This window comes from Microbulbifer discodermiae (assembly GCF_040742695.1).
Lineage (GTDB): Bacteria > Pseudomonadota > Gammaproteobacteria > Pseudomonadales > Cellvibrionaceae > Microbulbifer.
The window spans coordinates 56,531-73,655 of sequence record NZ_JBFLAB010000023.1; the positions used below are offsets into that span (position 1 = coordinate 56,531).

Here is a 17,125-nt window from a genome sequence, read left to right on the forward strand (position 1 = left end):
GTTCGCATTAACTGAGTTGGCCCTAGCGCCCGGCGTGAGCGAGGCGCAGCTGCCTCGCCTTGTTGGCACCCACCCGCTTTACAGCCGGCGCCACCAATTCCCGAAACAACCGCCGGTCCGGCTGGTAACAACCCGCCTCGCCGTGGCCGTCGCAAAATTCACAGTCTGGATCGGCACCCCAACAGTCCGCACAGGCACCCAGGGCGGCGGCGAGGTTGTCGTTGACGTTGCGCAAATCCGCCAGTTCCCGCTGCAGGTCCTCGTCGTCGGGCGGGGACTCGATCAAATAGCCGGGCTCCTCGTCTTCCTCTGCGTTCGCCAGAATCTCCAGCCAGCTGTCCGCCAACCGCCGGTTGCCCGGAGACAGGTTGAGCAGGCCGAGCAGTTTGTCGATCACACCCCTGCCCTGGGGCGTAGCGACTATGTCCGACAGTGCCTGGCGGCGGTTCTGATCCAGCAGTCCGATCAGGGCGGCCATGTCTATTGGGGCCGGCTGCGGGTCCGCGGCAGTGGGGTCTGGTGCGGTTGAATACTGCATAGTGTCTGTTGCTCCTGTCATTGCGCGGTTAATGGCCGGTCTCGGCCGCCTGCCTCTGTGCCGCCTGGTAGACTTCCCGAATCAACAATTGCGTCCTCTGTGCCGGATCGGCGAGATCGCAGCGCGGTTCTCCAGTGTCATCCAGGAAAAAGGACTGGTCGGCGGCGGGCAGATCGCCAGCCGCCACCTCGCCCGCCAGCTCGGCAATGGCGCTGGCGAACGCAATCGCGGGTACCCGGCTGGCGCCCAGCGAGACGTGATTGCGCCCCATCAACAAGCCCAGCAGGGACAGCTGGGTTTCCGGGCGCGACAGCAGAAGCAGCAGTTGTTGCAGCGCTTGCTGCGCTCCCGCTGGCTGGGCAGCTGCGGTGGGCGGCGCGGGCGCGGCACCAAAAGGGCCGGGACCGCCCAGCAGCTGTGGGGACATCTGCCCCGGGGGCGGACTGTGGGGTGTCCGGGTCTGCGGCGCCGGCGCATGCCGGGGTACTTGTTGTAACGGCGGCGCTGGTGTCCGGGGTACCTGTGTCGGGGGCGCCTGTGTCGGGGCCTGGCGAGCCGCCCCACCCCTGGGGGTGGTCAGGGCGCCGGCCGCTCCACCGAGAACCGCACCCGCCACAATGCCGGGAACGCCGCCAACAGCGCCGGCCAATCCACCCTGAACGGCACCGGACAATGCGCGCACAGCGTAGGGCGCGGCCTGGCGGCCAAACCGCTGCAGGCTGCGCATAAAGTCCTCCACGTCCTCCGGCGCTGCGCCCGGGAACAACTCGGCCAGCTGCTGCTCCAGCTCGCGGTCACTGACAATCTTTCTGTCCCGCCCCATGGCGCGCCGAGTGGCCGGATAATCCGTCTCCATCCAGCGCCATTGCCCTGCAGTCGACATGGCCATGCTCCCTACCAAGTAATTGCGGGACAATTTACTCCCGGCGCAACACAGTGAAGTCGCAATGCAGTTTCGGCACCGCTGCAGTTTCGCCCCGCTGGCGTCACAAATATGTCCCGGTCATTCGCCGGCCGGCCCTGGGCGGGACACTCGCGGGAAATGGGAAAACAAGGGGATAAAGGGGGCTGTGGAGTGAGGGGTAAGCTAATTAGCCCGGTGCAAATCCTTGAAAAACAATTGATTGCAGATAAATGGGCAGATTTTCAAGGGCGGCGACCCAATCGCCGGGGGATCGTCTAGCAGGCTGTTGAAATTCGAAGAATTTCGATGCCTGCTACCGGAATATGGATGTTCCGGCAAAATCGGCGACGCCTAAGTCGTTGATTTTGGGAGAAAAGTGAAAATCACATTTTTCGCTTTTCGTGTGTTGAAAAAGGCAAGATGCCTTTTTCAACAACCTGCTAGTGAACTGCCGGGACTAATAAAGGCAGCTGTCGCGAACAGGGATATTCAGGCCGTACATCAAGCCTGTCACCGCTTGATTTGTCCTGGAGGTTTTGCGGATATGCGCCGCAAACATGGGCAGGAAAAGGCAAGGAAGGCTTTTTCAGCAAACGGTTAAAAAGCCCTAGCCAACTGAGCGGGCATCACTGCGCAAAATTTCCCGGTACAGGTCTTCAATCACCGGGACCGGGGTGAGGCCCAGCTCCTGGTTGAGCCTTCTGCGGCACTCGGTGTACTGCCGGATAGCCCGGGAGCGCATATTGCAGCGCAAATAACACAGCATCACTTCGTAGTGTATGTGTTCGTCCAGCTCATCCAGTTCCAGTATCGCCCGGGCATAGTCGAGCGCGCTGCGCCAGCGCCCATCCCGCTTGTGCCACTGGTACAGGGACTCCATGCAGTTGCGGTATCTCTGCCTTAGCTGCTCCCGGATTCCCTCGGCCCAGGGGGCGTAGACATAGGGCAGAAAATCCCTGTTGCAGTGGTGCAACAGCCAGCCCTGCTCCGGTTCGTCCGGCAGCGGCTGGCCGTCGCGGAGCCGCCGGTCCATCTCCAGCAGCGGATGCATGTCCAGGCGTACCGGAACTTCCTCGGTCAGGCCGAACTCGTTTTTGCCGTTCACTGTATATGGGGACAGGTCGAACAGGTGTTTATCGAAGTACTGCTTTACCCGCCAGATTTCGGTCCTCAGACGCCGCCGGGTCAGGCTCGGCTGGATCTGTGGCCAGAATAGCGACGCCAGGCGCTCGCGCGGGAAGACAACCCCCCGGTTGTACACCAGGTAGACCAACAGCTGGAAAGATCTGCGGGTGGTAAATGGCGGCAATTCGCGCAGGCGGTAAATCACCCCTCCGCTGCCCTGGGTACTGATCAGCGCGACGTGCGCATCGCTTTTCAATGCGGAATCTCCACTGCTAAATGGCGCATCGGGCCGGCAACTCCGCCAGTGCCCTGACTGATACGCAAAGCCCACCGCCAGCCTGCGGCGGGATCAATGACAGTTGTCGTTTATAATTCTTGCTTTAAAGGCCGGCCACCTTAGCGCCTTCGCCACCCAGCGTCGATTACAGGCCGGCACAGCCTATTACACCCGGTCACAGGGACAGACACAGGCCCTGTAAATACGCGCCTTCCAGGGTCTGTTCGGCCATTCTGGAACTCCGGTCACGGAAATCCTGCCGGCCCGCGGGGCGCCGGGATTGTTGCACTATGCTTTATCCCGTAACATGCCCGACCCTGTGCCCTGAGTTTGATCACATACGATGCCGACCATTTGCGCGCGCCTGCTAGCCCTGCTGTTCTGCTGTACTTCCGGTCTCGCCGCGGCGCAGAGCTACGAAAACCTCTACAGCAAATACCGCGGCAGCCTGTATCAGGTCCGCCTGATCGAAAAAGCCTCTAATTCCAAGGCCGGCCTGGGCTCCGGCTTCCAGATTTCCCCCGACGGTCTCATCGCCACCAATTACCATGTGGTCGCGGGAACCGTGAACGACCCAGAAAAGTACCGGCTGGAATACCTCAGCACTGACGGCACCCTGGGCGCCCTGACGCTGCTGGATATAGATGTGGTCAACGACCTGGCCCTGCTGCGTATGGACAAGCCGGGCGCCAAGCACCTGGGCCTGGCGCAGAAAACCCCGCAAAAGGGCGAGACCATTTTCGCCCTTGGCAACCCGCTGGACCTGGGGATGACCCTGATTCCCGGCACCTACAACGGTATCGCCGGTGGCAGCTTTTACGACCGTATTCATTTCTCCGGGTCCATCAATCCCGGCATGAGCGGCGGTCCGGCGATCAATTCCGGGGGCCAGGTGGTGGGTATCAACGTGGCCACCGCGGGCAATCAGCTGAGTTTCCTGGTACCGGTGGAAAAGCTGGCCAGACTGGCGAAACACTACGGCCGGGAAGGTAATGAACTGGACCTGCACACCGTCACCCGTCAGCAGTTGCTGAAAAACCAGCAGGACATCATCGACCGGATTCTGGGCGCCAAATGGCAGTTGCTGCCCCTGGGTGACGCCATGGTGGTGGGCGAGATAGTCCCGCCCATCCACTGCTGGGGCAACACCCAGGAAGATGACGAAAGCACCATCAAGCGCATCGACAAAGGCTGCACCGGCAAGGATGTGATTTTCCTCTCTGAGGACTTCAACACCGGCCGGGTGGAATACGAGTTTTTCTGGCTGCAGGCAGATGACCTGAACCCGGCGCGCTTCTATGCGGATTACGAGCAGCAGATGAGCAGTTTCGCACCGGGCAACGATGCGGGCGAGGAGGATGTGACCAATTTTAACTGTCGCCAGCTATTCACCTCCCAGCCCCGCGGTGAGAACGGCGATAGCGATGCCGATCCTATTATCGCCCGCACCAGCTACTGTGTGCGCCGCTACAAGCAGTTCCCGGATTTGTTCGACGTCTTCTACCTGAGCCTCAGTGTCGACCAGAAAGACCGCGCGCTGGTCAGTCACTTTACCCTGTCCGGCTTTACCCAGGAGTCCGCCGCAGCGTTTAGTGAGAAATTTACGAGCGAAATCCAATGGCACTGATCATCGAAGAATTGAACCGCGCCAACCGGGTGCGGGCCCGTTATCGCATGGAGGGGGATCGTTTCACCCTCGGCCGCGGCTACCAGAACGATGCCATTATCGAGGACCTGCACGCGGATACCGCCCACGTGGAAATTTTGCGCGATGAAAACGGCCGCTATCACCTGCGGGACCTGGATAGCGTCAACGGTATACAGCTGCTGCGCAACAGCCGCGGCCGCCCGGTCAGCTATCACCAGATAGAAAACGAGCGGGTGATCGAGTCCGGTGACGAGATTCAAGTGGGCAAGACCCATCTGCGTCTGATCGACAGCAACACCCCCCTGCCGCCGGCGGTGCCGGTGCACTCGCTGGAAAATATTCTGCACCAGCTGTCCAACCCCATGGTTGCCATCGCCCTTCTGCTGGCGATGGGCGGCTCCGCCCTGCTGTTGAGCTACCTGGGATACGCGCGCGCCTACGAGTGGACCCTGGCCCTCAACCTGGTGGCCGGCACCCTGCTGGGCATTCTGTTGTACGCTGCCGCCTGGGCATTTATCGGTCGCGTGGTGCGCCACGATTCGCAGTTCTTTACCCACCTCACCATCGCCGCGCTGGGCGCACTCCTCTACACCCTGTGGGAGTGGTTCGGCAGCCTGCTGGATTACAACTACGCATTGGGCCGGCTGGCGCTGCCACTGCTGAATTTTGCCGTACTGGCGGTATTACTGCCCACCATGCTGTGGTGCGCCTGCTACCTGGCCACCAATATATCGCCCCGCTGGCGCCTGGGTGTGGCCCTGGTACTGCCGCTGGGATTTCTCGGCCTGGGCCTGTCCGAGCAGATCACCAGCCTGAGCAAGTTCCACCGTGTGCCGCAGATTTCCACCGAAATCAAATATAAGTCGCTGCTCTGGCGCAAGCCGGAGCCGCTGCAGCCGTTTATCGCCGGGACCCGGACACTGTTCGATATCCCCGTTGAAGAACGGGAGCAGGAGCCGCCTTCCGATCAAAGTGACGAGGCGGAAGCTGGGACAGGCGACAGCGCCCGCCGGGCAGCGCCAAACCACGTCGCCGGGGCGGCACCATGAGCAGCCCTTTCTGGAGCCCCGCACTGGCGCAACTGGAGCCCTATGTCCCCGGGGAACAACCGCGTGCCCAGCGGCTGATCAAACTCAACACCAATGAAAATCCCTATCCGCCATCGCCGCAGGCGCTGGCGGCACTGAGTGATCCGGCACTGCACCGGGCGCTGCGCCGCTACCCGGATCCGGAGTCGAGCGAATTGTGCAGCGTCATCGCCGCGCAGCACAATGTAGCAACGAACCAGGTGTTCGTCGGCAACGGTTCCGACGAGGTGCTGGCACACACTTTCTACAGTTTTTTTCGCCGCGACCAGGCACTGCTGTTCCCGGATATTACCTACAGCTTCTACCCGGTTTACTGCCAGCTCTACGACATCGATTTTCGCACCCCGGCATTGCGGGCGGATTTCTCCATCTCAGTACAGGATTACGCCGGCGAAGCGGCGGGTGTGATACTGCCAAACCCCAATGCCCCCACCGGTCGCCAACTGCCACTGGAAGACATAGAGCAACTGCTGCGGCTGCAGCCGGAAAGGGTGGTGGCGGTCGATGAAGCCTACATCGATTTCGGTGGTGACAGCGCCGTGTGCCTGGTCGACCGCCATCCCAACCTGCTGGTAATCCGCACCCTGTCCAAATCCCACGCCTTGGCGGGATTGCGGCTGGGCTATGCTGTGGGGCAGGCGCACCTGATCGAAGGGCTGCAGAGAACCAAGAACAGTTTCAACTCCTATCCGGTGGACGGTGTGGCCCAGCGGGTCGGCGCCGCGGCCATCGCGGACCACCGCTGGCTGGAGGAGAATTGCGCAAAAGTGATCGCCACCCGGGACAGTGTCACCGAAGCCCTGACCGCCCTGGATTTCGAGGTGGTGCCCTCTAAAGCGAATTTTGTCCTGGCGCGACCGGGTACCATGGAGGCCGGGCAGCTGTACACCGAATTGCGCCGGCGCGGTATTCTGGTTCGGTACTTCAATCGGGCGCGAATCAACCAATACCTGCGCATCTCCATCGGCACAGACACTGAGATGGCGCAGCTGCTGGAGGCGTGCAGGGAAATTATCGCCACACACCAGAATTCAACGGTGCGCTGAAACCGGCGGGCGCGCTCTTGGTCCACTCAGAGGTCAGCAGTGGGGGAGTTAATGTTCAGCAGATTGCCGAAAGTATTTTGGCTGGCTTTCGCAACCCTGTGTGCCGCGGCCCGGGCCGCAGATAACCCCTGGCAGGAGATAGAGGATCCCAGCGCCCAGCCCCCCGCCAGTATCGGCACCTATACCAACGGCTGCCTGGCGGGTGCCCAGCCGATGCCCATGCGGGGCGAGGGTTTCCAACTGGTGCGCACCGGCCGCCATCGCTATTTTGCCCATCCGCAGACAGTGGCATTCCTGCAGCAGTTTTCCCGCGCCGTGGCGCGGCGCGGCCTGGGGCGGCTGCAGATTGGCGATATCTCCATGGCCCGCGGCGGTCCCTTCTCTTCCGGCCACCGCAGTCACCAGATGGGGCTCGACGTCGATATCTGGTATTCACAGGACTGGCGCGCCAAACAGCGTCCCCTGAGTCGGTGGGAGCGCGACAATATCTCCGCCATTCCCCTGGCGGACGAAAAGCAGCACGCGCTGATCGAGGAAAACTGGGACCCCCGGGTACCGCAGATACTGCGCCTGGCAGCCGGGGACGAGCGTGTGGAGCGCATCTTTGTGCACCCGGCCATCAAGCGCAAAATGTGCGACCTGGCCGGGGATGACAATGACTGGCTGCGCAAGGTGCGCCCCTGGTGGGGACACAACTACCATTTCCATGTGCGCCTAGCCTGCCCACCGGGCGACAATAGCTGCAAGCCCCAGCGACCGGTGCGCGACGCAGCCTGTGGCAAGGATCTGGACTGGTGGTTTAGCGACGAAGCCCTCGCTATTCTGCGCGGTGAGGTGCCACTCGGGGAGCCGCAGCGCAAACCGGAATTGCCCGCGCAATGCACCCGTGTACTGGAGGCGCGCTGAAGTTCACCGCGTCGGAAAGACAAGGACAAAAACGGCATGATCAATACCCTGCTTATTTGCGGCGGCGGTGGCAGCGAGCACGAGGTGTCACTGCGCACAGCGGACTTTATCCAGCGCCAGTTGGAGGAAGTCGCGGATATCGCAGTGACTCGTGCAGAAATGAGCGCCAATGGCCAGCTAATGGATGCGGACGGCAATGTCTGCCAACTGGGGCCGGACCGCTCCCTGCACAGAGAGCCGGGCCACAACTGGCCGGTGCACTATGTGATCCCAGCCATTCACGGCTATCCCGGCGAGACCGGCGACCTGCAATCGGAACTGGATATTCTCGGCATCCCCTATTTTGGTTGCGGGCCGGAGGCCAGCAAATTCTGCTTCAACAAGGTGAGCACCAAGCTGTGGCTGCGGGCACTGGGTATCGACAATACGCCTTACCAGTTCCTGTTCGCCAATGAGCCGGAGGAGTTCGCCAAGGCCGGCATGGCCCTGCGGGAGTGGGGCGCGGTATTCGTCAAAGCGTCCAACCAGGGCTCTTCCGTAGGCTGCTACCGGGCCGCCGACGCCGATGCATTGCAACACGCCGTGGAACAGGCCTTCCAGCTGTCACCCTATGTATTGGTGGAGAAGTGCCTGACCGGGCGGGAACTGGAAGTGGCCACCTACGACTATGACGGCGAACTGATTATCACCCCACCCGGCGAGGTCCGCGCACCCGCGGATACCTTCTACAACTACGAGGAAAAATACGGGGAACACAGCCGCGCCTCCACCTTTGTGGAGGCCGAGGGACTCAGCGACGCCCAGTTGGGCTGGGTGCGGGAAGCGTCCCGACGCGCCTTCCTCGGCCTGCACCTGAAAGATCTGTCGCGGATTGACTTCTTCCTCACCGACGAGGGGGATATCTACCTCAATGAAGTGAACACCTTTCCGGGCATGACACCTATTTCCATGTTCCCGAAAATGCTGGCCAATATGGGCCACTCTTTTTCCCACTATTTGGCCAGCCTGATTCGCCGGGCCACCGCTTCCGCACACAGCTGAACCCGGTATCGACAATCCCGCGGACATGGGGCGGGCTCCCGCTGGCCCCGTCAGCCGTTGCCGCAGCGCAGCCAGCTATCCTGGCGCAGGCGGGAAAACTGGCCGCGCAGGAATTCCATCTGATCGCCGCGGATCCGATCACTGTTGATCAGCGCCAGGTATTCCGCCGCATTGGGACAGAAGGGCAACGCCAGCAACTCCATCCCTATTTCCTCCAGCAGGCGGCTGCCCTTGTGCTGGTTGCAGCGCCGGCAGGCGGTGACCACGTTTTCCCAGGTGTCGCGACCGCCGCGGGAAACCGGTTGTACATGGTCCCGGGTCAGTTCCACAGCGGAAAACCCGCTGCCGCAGTAGAGACAGGTGTGCGCATCGCGGAAGAAGAGTGCGCGATTGGTCAGAGGCGGACGCCGGCGCGGCTGCGCCATACGCGAACCGTTACAGGCGATGATAGCGGCCAGGTCGAGGTGGGAACGCTCCCCTTCGCGGTTGATGCCGCCGTGCACCCTCAGCACCAGCCCCCCCAGGGACCAGGTCACCAGTTCGCGCACATACAGGCAGGCGGCCTCCTGCCAGTTGAGCCATTCCAATGGCTGCCCGGCCAGGTTCAGGCGCAGGATTTTGGCTTCCATCATCCCGCCGTCCCCTTTTTATACGGGCCCAACCCATTCCCTGGGGGGCGCTGAAAAGCGCGCGGGTTTGCCTCGGGGCACGACAGTGGCAGAGCCCACCAGGGCTCGGGAGGTACCGGGACAGCATGCATGGGCGGCACTGAGATTCTGAAGGCTCAACCCTCCGCAGGTCGCGTGTAATGCGAGTGGTTCGATCTGATTAAAGCGAATAATTGTTTCAGTTTCCATACGCAAGGGCAGTTCCATTGCCGGAATTGTGACAGACACCATGCAGTAAAAAGGTGCCGGGCCGGAGTTGGCGGAAAATTTACTCCGGCGTTTCTTACCAGCAGGGGTGTTCGGGCCACAAATCAAGCGTGCAACGGCTTGATTTCTCGTGGAGGGCTTTTTCAACAACCTGCCAGTAACCATTTGCCAGAGGCGGGGATGGGGCTTAAACAAAAGGCTGACGGTGGGTAGCGGATCTTTCGATGGGGCAAAATAAAAACACCACCCGGGCAATCCGGCCCAAGTGGTGCACTCACAGGATGGTACCCAGATCCTTTGGGCGTGCGGCTCAGTCCCTGTATCCTTCGCCGCAGATTGCAATCCCTTGGGCTTCCCTGCGCTCTAAGTATGGTAGCCGTGGGGAAATCCGCTAGTAAAAAAACCGATTTCTATAAAAGAGATATTCTGCGCGCCATTAGCCCGGGGAGAGGCGAAATGCCACTGCAACTGAAAAGGGGCCGGAATGGATAATGATTAAAACACCACCCGGGCATTCCCGCCCGGGTGGTGCATGCACAGGATGGAGCCCAGATCCTTTGGGCATGCGGCACAATCCATTCGATCCATTGCCGCGGTATTGAAGTCCCTTAAGCGTCCTTGCATTTTTATTATGACCCCGCGCGGAAAAAGCGATAGAGGCAATTGGCTGAATTTCTTGTGAGACATATCTCACATGCCGCAGAGATATCTTACAAGGGGAAGTGGAAAATCGGGGGGCAGTGATATACAAAGACGCCGCAGACGCGGCCAGTCATCACTATAACCACAATTATTATGAGGTCAAGCACCGCCATGAAAAGCCTGCTGAAATACGCGTCGATCCTATTGCTGTTGCTGATCGCTGCGGCAGCGCTGGTGATCGCCCTGTTCCCCGGCGTGAATATCCCCTGGAGGCAGATCACCGGCGGAGCCGAGACCAGTGAAGAGACGGTGTCCACAAATTTGCGCACCATATCGGGCCACAGCGTTACTCTGTTCGCGGATGCAGTGCCCAATGCGCGCTGGCTGGCAGTCACCCGTCGCGGCGATCTCCTGGTGTCACAACCCAAACTGGGCCAGGTCAGCCTGGTCTACGGGGACCGCAACCGGGACGGCCGCGCCGATGGTCAGCGTGTCCTGATCGATGGCCTGCGGCGCCCCCACGGCCTGTTCCTGCACGATGACTGGCTCTATATCGCCGAGAGCGACGCGGTGGGACGCGTACCTTTCGATCACTCCGACGGCCGCCTCTCCGGCAGTTACCAGCGCATCGTCACCGGGCTCGCGGATCAGGGCAATCACTGGACCAAGACTATCGGCATGGGCCCGGACGGCTGGGTCTATCTGAGCAGCGGCTCCACCTGCAACGCCTGTGAGGAAGAAGATCCAAGGCGCGCCACCATCATGCGCTTTCAGCCCGACGGCAGCGAATTTGAAATCTTCGCCACCGGTCTGCGCAACAGTGTCGGCTTCGACTGGTCCCCTCTCAACGGTGCCCTCTATGCCACCGACAACGGCCGCGACTGGCTCGGCGACGACTTTCCCCCCTGCGAGCTGAACCTGGTTCAGCGGGGCGCTTTTTACGGCTGGCCCTACGCCAACGGTGACCGGGTGCCGGACCCGGATTTCGGCGTCGGCGCCGGGCCTGAAATTCAGGCAAAAATCGCTGCATCACAGCCGCCGGTGCACGATTTTGCGGCCCACAATGCGCCTCTGGGCATTTATTTCCTGCGCAGTCAGATGCACACCGGTGACTATCGCAATGCGGCCCTGGTGGCCCTGCACGGCTCCTGGAATCGCAGTGTCAAAGACGGTTACAAGGTGGTATCGCTGCACTGGGGCGACGACGGCAGTATCTCCCAGCGGGACTTCCTGTGGGGTTTTCTCAGCCCGGACCGGCAGCAGGTCTACGGGCGGCCGGTGGCCATCGCCGAGGATGCCGCCGGCAACGTCTATGTCTCCGACGACTACGCCGGTGCCATCTACCGGGTGCAGCGTGGCGCAGCGCAGGGAGGCGCGGATACCGGCTCCGGCCGGCCGCGTTTGCGGGCCCCCAACAAGCCGGTGGCCATCGACAGTGGCGCGGCGGCGCGGGGCAGGGAACTCTACCAACAGTACAATTGCGACCAGTGCCACGCCCAGCAGGTACCGCTGCGCGACCTGTCGGCAAAATACACACTGCAGGAATTGGGGGACTACTTCGACACCCCCACTCCACCGATGCCGAACTACGGTTTCAGCGCACCGCAAAAGCGCGCCCTGGCCCACTATCTGATGTCACTGGAAGTGGCCCAACAAAATAGCGGGGACTAAACTAAAGTGCCAATTGACCCCCCTGCCGCCAGCCGCTAAGGTGGCCGCGCAGCGAAGCAACCGGTGAACGCAGGGCGGATCAATGGCAGCGAAGAAACAGAGTGCGACTTTCGAACAGGCGCTGGAAGAACTGGAGCAACTGGTCGGACGGCTGGAAGCCGGAGACTTGCCACTGGAAGAGGCACTGACGGACTTCGAGCGCGGTGTCAAACTCACCCGCGAATGCCAGCAGAAGCTCGCTGCCGCCGAGCAGAAAGTGCGCCTGTTGATGGAGGAAAACGGCGAAGTGCGCGAGCTGCCGTTCGACACCGACGATACCCGGGAAGACACCTGAATGGCGGCAGCCCAGATGCTGCAGAAACCGCTGGCGGAGTTTTTGCAACTGGTCGGGGAGCGCCAGCAGACGCAGTTGCAGGCGAGTCTGAAAACAGAGGTGGCAGATGCCGAAACACTGTTCAGCGCCATGCGTTACGCGGCGCTGGGGCCCGGCAAACGGCTGCGCCCGGCACTGGTATACGCCTGCGCCGGCACCCTGGGTGGCGCCAATTTCGATCCCGTTGCCTGTGACGCACCCGCCGCCGCCCTGGAGTGCATCCACGCCTACTCCCTGGTTCACGACGACCTGCCGGCAATGGATGACGACGACCTGCGCCGCGGCCGCCCCACCTGTCATGTGGAATTCGATCAGGCCACGGCCATTCTGGCCGGCGACGCCCTGCAGACCCGGGCTTTCGAGTTGCTGCTGCACTGCGATGCCGCCCCGGCGCTGAAACTGCAAATGCTCGCCGAACTGGCGCAGGCCTCCGGCGCACGCGGTATGGTGGCCGGCCAGGCCATCGACCTGGCGGCGGTGAACCGCAGCCTCGACCCGGTGGCGCTGGAACAGATGCACCACCTCAAGACCGGCGCCCTGATCCGCGCCAGCGCCCGTATCGGCGCCCTTCTGGGGGGCGCTGACGAATCGCAGCTGCAGGCGGTCACCGGCTATGCCGAGGCCCTGGGCCTGGCTTTCCAGGTACGGGACGACATTCTCGACGTCACCACCGATACCGCCACCCTCGGCAAGACCCAGGGTGCCGACGCGGCGCGCAACAAACCCACCTATGTCTCACTGCTGGGACTGGACGCTGCCCGCGACAAACTGCAGCAACTGCAGCGGGACGCCCTTGCCGCCCTGGACGACCTGGGGGGCGATGCCACCCTGCTGCGCCAACTGGCGGACTATGTGGTTCAGCGGCGTCACTGAGTAGCGCCGCTGCCGCCCGCATCACCGCCGCCGGGATGCAATATCCCTGTCACGGGCATACAATCCCTTTTCCAGTTGCCACGCTTGTAGTTGTTACGCTCGATGTTCGACGAAATCCCACGTACACGCCCGCATACACCGCTGCTCGACACCATCGACGGGCCGGCGCAGCTGCGCGCCCTGGACGAGCGGCAGCTGCCGGAAGTCGCCAGTCAGCTGCGCGAATACCTGCTCTACTGCGTCGGCCAGACCGGGGGGCATTTCGGCGCGGGTCTCGGCGTGGTGGAACTGACCATCGCCCTGCACTATATCTACGACACCCCCGATGACCGGCTGGTGTGGGATGTGGGCCACCAGACCTACCCCCACAAGATACTTACCGGTCGCCGCGAGCAAATGCTCACTATGCGCCAGCAGGACGGGCTGTCCGGCTTTCCCAAGCGCAGCGAGAGCCCCTACGACACCTTTGGGGTCGGCCACTCCAGCACCTCCATCAGCGCCGCCCTGGGCATGGCGCTGGGTTCGCCGGAGGAGCGCAGGGTGGTAGCGGTGATCGGCGACGGCGCCATGACCGCCGGTATGGCGTTCGAGGCCCTGACCCACGCCGCCCACACCGGCAGGGACATACTGGTGGTGCTGAACGATAACCGCATGTCGATTTCCAAAAATGTGGGGGGGCTGGCCACCTACTTCGCCAAGATCCTCGCCAGTAAAACCTATCTCTCCATGCGCGAGGGAAGCCGCAGGATCCTGTCCACCATTCCTAAAGCCTGGCAGCTGGCGCGGCGCACGGAAGAGCACGTCAAGGGCATGATCACCCCCGGCACCCTGTTCGAGGAACTGGGTTTCAACTATGTGGGCCCCCTGGACGGCCACAACCTGCACGACCTGGTACACACATTGCGCAACCTGCGCACACAGCGCGGCCCCCAGTTACTGCACGTGGTCACCACCAAAGGCAAAGGCTTTGGTCCGGCGGAGGAGGACCCGGTGGGCTACCATGCGCTGAACAAGCTGGAGCCGGAACCCAAGGTAAAGGTGGCAGTGCCCGGTGAGCGCAAGCGGCCCAAGTACCAGGATGTATTCGGCCGCTGGCTGTGCGACATGGCAGAGCAGGACGAGCGCCTGGTGGCCATTACCCCCGCCATGTGCGAGGGCTCCGGCATGGTGGAATTCGCCGAGCGCTTCCCGCAGCGCTATCATGACGTCGCCATCGCCGAACAGCACGCCGTCACCCTGGGCGCCGGCCTCGCCTGCGAGGGCCTGAAACCGGTGGTGGCCATCTACTCCACTTTCCTGCAGCGCGGTTACGACCAGCTGGTGCACGATGTCGCCATCCAGAACCTGGACGTCACCTTCGCCATCGACCGCGCCGGCCTGGTGGGGGAGGACGGCCCCACCCACGCCGGCAGTTTCGATCTCACTTTCATGCGCTGCCTGCCAAATATGGTGATCGCCGCCCCAAGCGACGAAAACGAGTGCCGGCAGTTGCTCTACACCGCCTACCTCCACCCCGGGCCTTCCGCCGTGCGCTACCCCCGCGGGACCGGCACCGGCGCGGAGATACAGCGGCAGATGACCCAGCTGCCCCTGGGCAAGGGCCGGCTGCTGCGCCAGGGCAGTGACGTGGCCATCCTCAGCTTTGGCGCCCTGCTGCAACCCGCCCTGGCGGCGGCGGAAAAACTGGGGGCCACCGTGGCGGACATGCGCTGGGTCAAACCCCTGGATCAGGCGCTGATAGACCAGCTGGCAGCGGAACACCGGTTGCTGGTCACCCTGGAGGAAAACACCATCGCCGGCGGCGCCGGCAGCGCGGTAATGGAATACCTCAATGAACGCGGCACAGTGGCGCCGCTGCTGCAACTGGGGCTGCCCGACACAGCGGTCGGACATGGCAAGCACCCGCAGCTGCTCGCTGGCGTCGGTCTGGACGCCGCCGGTATCGAAGACCGGGTACGCCGCCGTTTGCACCAGCTGGAAAATAAAAACATCCGCGGCCAGGCCGCGGCCTTTTAATCGCGACACAATCCTGGCCGCAGTCAATTTACCCGCTATCGACCCGACGGCTCTTCAGCCTGCCCCCGGCCGATACGCATCGATCATTCCACCGGGAGAAACCCGTGCCCCTATTTGTTAAACAAACTCTTTTTGCCACAGTCCTGCTGGCGGCCGCCCAGGTGGCGGCCATGGAGAACCGGGCCTTCGACCGGGCTTTCGCCGCCCTGCCCAAAAGGGAGAGCGCCGGCGTACAACTCAAGGCGCTGCAGGATCTGCGCTACCGCTGGCTGATGGAGACCTTTCCCGGCTGGGCCACCTACCAGGGCTATCCCGGTGTCAACCACCGCTGGACCGATGCCTCCCCGGAAGCTGTCCAGCGCCGCCGGGAGCAGACCCGCCGCCTGCTGGCCGCCAGCCGCCAGCTGGACGCCGACCAGTTGCCGGCGGCGCAACAGCTGGATTACCAGTTGTTGTACCAGGACCTGCTCACTGAAGTGAAAGGCTTTCAGTTCCCGGACCATCTGATGCCGGTCAGCCATATGGACGGTATCCAGCGCCAGGTTCCCAGCGTCCTCAACAGCATGCCCCGCAACACAGAGGCGGATTACCAGACCATTCTCGCGCGACTGGAAAAACTGCCCCGGCTGATCCGGCAAACCCAGGATTTGATGCGTCGGGGGCTGGAGCAGAAAATCACCCCGCCCCAGATCACCCTGCGGGACCTGCCGGGACAGATTCGCGCCCTGATCCCCGCCGAGCCCGAGGACAGCCCACTGCTGAAAGCATTCGCCAAAATGCCCTCCGGCATGTCCGCCGCCCAGCAGCGCCGGCTCCGGGAGCGCGCCCACAGCCTCTACCGGGAGACCCTGGTGCCCGCCTGGCAGGGGATGGCGGAATTCGTCGAGCGCGAATATATCCCCGGCGCCCGGGTCGGTATCGCCTTCACCGATATGCCCGACGGCCTGCGCTGGTACACCCACAAGGTGCGGCAAAACACCACCACCAGCCTGAGCCCCGAGGAAATCCACCGCATCGGTCTCGGTGAAGTGCGGCGTATCCGCGCCGAGATGGACAGAATCATCGAGAAAACCGGCTTTGACGGCGACTTCGAAGCCTTCACCGACTTCCTACGCCACGACCCCCGCTTCTACCACAGCAGCCGCGAAGACCTGATGCGGGGCTATCGGGATATCGCCAAGCGCATCGACGGCGAACTGCCGGCACTGTTCGGCAGGCTGCCGCGACTGCCCTACGGGGTAAAGCGGATTCCCAGCTATGCGGAAAAATCCCAGACCACCGCCTACTATATGCCCGGTTCCAACAAGGCCGGCCGCGCCGGTGTATTTTTCGCCAACACCTACAACCTGCCCAGCCGCCCCATCTGGGAAATGGAAGCCCTCACGGTGCACGAGGCCATGCCCGGCCACCACCTGCAGATAGCGCTGGCGCAGGAACTGGAAGACGTGCACCCGCTGCGTCGCCTCAGCGGCTACACCGCCTTTGTGGAGGGCTGGGGCCTCTACTCCGAAAGCCTGGGTTATGACCTGGGCCTGTATAAAGATCCCTACAGCGAGTTCGGGGCCCTGACTTACGATATGTGGCGCGCCGTGCGCCTGGTGGTGGACACGGGTATGCATGAGCTGGGCTGGAGCCGCGAGCAGGCCATCGAGTATTTCAAAAATAACAGCGCCAAGCCCCTGCACGACATCACCGTGGAGATAGACCGATATCTGGTCTGGCCCGGACAGGCCCTGGCCTACAAACTGGGTCAATTGAAAATCAGGGAACTGCGCGCGGAGGCCGAACAGGCACTGGGGGAAGGATTTGACATCCGCGACTTCCACGACCAGCTGCTGGGCGCCGGCGCTATACCCCTCAACCTGCTGGAGCCCCGCATGAACCAGTGGATTGAAATCCAGGGCGCGGCGGCCGCGCAGGATCAGTCCACTGCTACAACACCCACAGGGGTATCATCCAGCTAGGGCCTGTTAACACTAATTTTGATAAAATCTGCGTTTATGGAAATCACAAAATCGCAATTCAAAATTATCGAACACCTGCTGCCTTTACAGCGAGGTAACGTCAAAATACCGAATATACAGGTCATAAACGCTGTTTTG

At 62.2% G+C, this 17,125-nt stretch carries 15 protein-coding genes; 11 read left to right on the forward strand and 4 right to left on the reverse strand.

The features are described from left to right. Nucleotides 1–22: 22 nt before the first annotated feature. Both AB1S50_RS10300 and AB1S50_RS10305 read right to left on the reverse strand, forming a co-directional pair. The gene (locus tag AB1S50_RS10300) at nucleotides 23–538 is read right to left on the reverse strand and encodes a hypothetical protein (protein WP_367150552.1); all 516 of its coding nucleotides are present in this window, start codon (nucleotides 536–538) and stop codon (nucleotides 23–25) included. A 28-nt stretch (nucleotides 539–566) separates the two neighbouring features. After that, complete coding sequence (locus tag AB1S50_RS10305; RefSeq protein WP_367150553.1) at nucleotides 567–1,421, reverse strand: hypothetical protein; 855 nt, start codon at nucleotides 1,419–1,421, stop codon at nucleotides 567–569. Nucleotides 1,422–1,818: 397 nt separating this feature from the next. Between AB1S50_RS10305 and AB1S50_RS10310 the strand changes: the two genes are divergently transcribed. Next, nucleotides 1,819–2,043: a hypothetical protein gene (locus tag AB1S50_RS10310; protein ID WP_367150554.1), complete on the forward strand. Its 225-nt coding sequence runs from the start codon at nucleotides 1,819–1,821 to the stop codon at nucleotides 2,041–2,043. A gap of 6 nt (nucleotides 2,044–2,049) precedes the next feature. Here the strand turns inward: AB1S50_RS10310 and AB1S50_RS10315 are convergent, their stop codons facing one another. After that, nucleotides 2,050–2,823 (reverse strand): AfsR/SARP family transcriptional regulator, encoded by a 774-nt coding sequence (locus AB1S50_RS10315; RefSeq protein WP_367150555.1) that lies wholly within the window; start codon nucleotides 2,821–2,823, stop codon nucleotides 2,050–2,052. A gap of 364 nt (nucleotides 2,824–3,187) precedes the next feature. Here AB1S50_RS10315 and AB1S50_RS10320 point away from each other — a divergent pair, with 364 nt between their 5' ends. The 5 genes from AB1S50_RS10320 to AB1S50_RS10340 are packed head-to-tail and all read left to right on the forward strand — an operon-like array spanning nucleotide 3,188 to nucleotide 8,573. Beyond that, a complete protein-coding gene (locus tag AB1S50_RS10320) occupies nucleotides 3,188–4,471 on the forward strand; it encodes a S1C family serine protease (protein ID WP_367150556.1) in 1,284 nt (427 codons plus the stop codon). After that, nucleotides 4,462–5,541 carry an FHA domain-containing protein gene (locus AB1S50_RS10325; protein ID WP_367150557.1) on the forward strand — a complete coding sequence of 360 codons (1,080 nt, stop codon included), beginning with the start codon at nucleotides 4,462–4,464 and terminating at the stop codon, nucleotides 5,539–5,541. Before AB1S50_RS10320 ends, AB1S50_RS10325 begins: the two co-directional genes overlap by 10 nt. Further along, complete coding sequence (gene hisC / locus AB1S50_RS10330) at nucleotides 5,538–6,626, forward strand: histidinol-phosphate transaminase (RefSeq protein WP_367150558.1); 1,089 nt, start codon at nucleotides 5,538–5,540, stop codon at nucleotides 6,624–6,626. The genes AB1S50_RS10325 and hisC overlap by 4 nt, the downstream gene beginning before the upstream one ends. 51 nt (nucleotides 6,627–6,677) lie before the next feature. Further along, nucleotides 6,678–7,532, forward strand: coding sequence for a penicillin-insensitive murein endopeptidase (mepA, locus tag AB1S50_RS10335; protein ID WP_367150559.1), 855 nt, complete (start codon nucleotides 6,678–6,680; stop codon nucleotides 7,530–7,532). Between the two features lie 36 nt (nucleotides 7,533–7,568). Continuing rightward, nucleotides 7,569–8,573, forward strand: a complete 1,005-nt coding sequence (locus AB1S50_RS10340) for a D-alanine--D-alanine ligase (protein WP_367150560.1) — start codon at nucleotides 7,569–7,571, stop codon at nucleotides 8,571–8,573. 50 nt (nucleotides 8,574–8,623) lie between these two features. Here the strand turns inward: AB1S50_RS10340 and AB1S50_RS10345 are convergent, their stop codons facing one another. Beyond that, nucleotides 8,624–9,202, reverse strand: coding sequence for an HNH endonuclease (locus tag AB1S50_RS10345; RefSeq protein ID WP_367150567.1), 579 nt, complete (start codon nucleotides 9,200–9,202; stop codon nucleotides 8,624–8,626). Between the two features lie 1,059 nt (nucleotides 9,203–10,261). Between AB1S50_RS10345 and AB1S50_RS10350 the strand changes: the two genes are divergently transcribed. The 5 genes from AB1S50_RS10350 (at nucleotide 10,262) to AB1S50_RS10370 (ending at nucleotide 16,987) form a co-directional block, all read left to right on the forward strand. Beyond that, the gene (locus tag AB1S50_RS10350) at nucleotides 10,262–11,761 is read left to right on the forward strand and encodes a PQQ-dependent sugar dehydrogenase (RefSeq protein WP_367150561.1); all 1,500 of its coding nucleotides are present in this window, start codon (nucleotides 10,262–10,264) and stop codon (nucleotides 11,759–11,761) included. An 82-nt stretch (nucleotides 11,762–11,843) separates the two neighbouring features. Then, on the forward strand, nucleotides 11,844–12,095 hold the full coding sequence (gene xseB / locus AB1S50_RS10355; RefSeq protein ID WP_367150562.1) for an exodeoxyribonuclease VII small subunit: 252 nt from the start codon (nucleotides 11,844–11,846) through the stop codon (nucleotides 12,093–12,095). Further along, the gene (locus AB1S50_RS10360) at nucleotides 12,096–13,007 is read left to right on the forward strand and encodes a polyprenyl synthetase family protein (RefSeq protein ID WP_367150564.1); all 912 of its coding nucleotides are present in this window, start codon (nucleotides 12,096–12,098) and stop codon (nucleotides 13,005–13,007) included. 102 nt (nucleotides 13,008–13,109) lie between these two features. Continuing rightward, nucleotides 13,110–15,023 (forward strand): 1-deoxy-D-xylulose-5-phosphate synthase, encoded by a 1,914-nt coding sequence (gene dxs, locus AB1S50_RS10365; protein ID WP_367150565.1) that lies wholly within the window; start codon nucleotides 13,110–13,112, stop codon nucleotides 15,021–15,023. Between the two features lie 104 nt (nucleotides 15,024–15,127). Continuing rightward, nucleotides 15,128–16,987, forward strand: a complete 1,860-nt coding sequence (locus tag AB1S50_RS10370; protein ID WP_367150566.1) for a DUF885 domain-containing protein — start codon at nucleotides 15,128–15,130, stop codon at nucleotides 16,985–16,987. Nucleotides 16,988–17,125 lie beyond the last annotated feature (138 nt).